Here is a 1,447-nt window from a genome sequence, read left to right as displayed (position 1 = left end):
ACGTGACCGGCCTGCTGATCATCACCGTCGGCATCCACTACATCTCCAAGTGCGTGATAGCGGGCCCCACGGTGCGCGGAGAACTTGCCAGGGCCTTCGCCACCGGGGAGCGAATGGCGCTGCTGCGGGCCCGCGGGGAACTTAGCGGCGTCTCATGGCCGCCGCGCCTCTTCCGCGACCGGCGATCCACCTCGTAGACCGGTGACCGTCCGGGTTCGCAGCTCACCGGACCGCAGGTCCAGGTGGAGGGCTCTGACAGCTGCACCCAGTCGGCCGAGGGCTTCAGGTGCCATGTGCGTGCATTGTCACGGGAGGAGCCGCGATTCATGCGACGCCCGGGGCCGTGGTTCTACGTCTGTTCCGGTGATCAGCTGTTTGTCCGCGGTCGTGGGTCCGTAGGAGCCCAGGGCGACGGGGACGCGGAGTTCCTCCTCGATGGTGGTGATCCAGTCTGCCGGTGCCTCGCCGTACAACGGGCGGGCGGTGAGCAGCCGCTGGGTGAGCCGCCGTTGCCGGTCGAGATCGCCGGGCGGTCCGGTGGGGAGCCGGTCCAGGATCTCGCCGCCGATGTCGTAGGACCGGCAGATCCGCAGGTCGGTGCGGGACGCGGCGGTGTCGAGGTGGGTGACGGCGAGGGCGTCGGCCCCACCGGCGACCTCGAGTGCGTAGCGCAGCGCCACCGTGTCGAGATGGCCGACCCGGAAGGCGCCCTGCCAACGGCCGAAGCCGTTGTGCCGGTCGGGCAGGTCGGCGGTGAGCGCGGGGTCCTCGGTGACGAACGGGCCAGGCCCGTGCCGGGTCATGTACGTCCGCAGCACGCCGAGCCGGGTCGCGGGCGGCAGGCCCGCCTCGTCGAGCAGTGCCTGCGCGTTGGCGAAGGTGGTCGTCGACCAGGTGGTGTACGGGTGGAAGCCGTGCCATTCGTCGAGCAGTACCCCCTGCGCACCCTCGAAGACGACGTCGCCGTCATGCAGCAGGTCGTGCAGGTACGTACCGTCGACGACCCGGACCCTGCGGGCGAAGGCCAGGAAGGCCTCCGCGCAGCTCCCGACGTCGGGTACGTCGAGTGGCCCGAGTTCGCCGGTCAGCCGGTCGCGTAGCGCGGTGAGCCGATGGCGCAGCCGGGTGGGGGACAGGCAGTCTCCGGCGCGGGGAGCGTCGTCGTGCGACAGGGCGTAGCGCGCCGTCTCGCCGATGCCCATGCCGCACGACCCGTGCCGGCCGGTGCCGCGGGCGATCTCACGTGCCCGGCCCGCGGCCCGGTGGAATGGGGTCGTGAGCAGCGCGTCCCGGTCCACGGTGAGCCGGTCGAGCGCGTCGGTGACGCCGAGACCGGCCAGGTGGCCGGCCTCCGCGGCGAGCGCCAGGGGGTCGACGAGCATGAACCGGGACAGGTGGGTGCGGACTCCCGGCGTGAACGTGCCGGACCCGAACTGGGCGAACGTGT

Annotated in this window: 2 protein-coding genes; one reads left to right on the top strand and one right to left on the bottom strand. The window is 71.9% G+C overall.

Going from position 1 to position 1,447, the window contains the following annotated elements; genetic code table 11:
* Positions 1–197: hypothetical protein (locus HKK72_RS39255; RefSeq protein WP_187239430.1), on the top strand; the 197-nt coding region annotated here is incomplete at its 5' end.
* A gap of 108 nt (positions 198–305) precedes the next feature.
* On the opposite strand, the gene HKK72_RS39250 is transcribed toward HKK72_RS39255, so the two are convergent.
* Positions 306–1,447, bottom strand: a 1,142-nt coding sequence (locus tag HKK72_RS39250; RefSeq protein ID WP_187239429.1) for an adenylosuccinate synthetase, incomplete at its 5' end; no start/stop codon positions are given.

It is taken from the genome of Actinomadura sp. HBU206391 (genome assembly GCF_014323665.1).
In the GTDB taxonomy this organism is placed as follows: Bacteria; Actinomycetota; Actinomycetes; order Streptosporangiales; family Streptosporangiaceae; genus Actinomadura_C.
The sequence above is the reverse complement of the archived record's forward strand: the minus strand, read 5'-3'. Positions and strand labels throughout refer to the sequence as shown.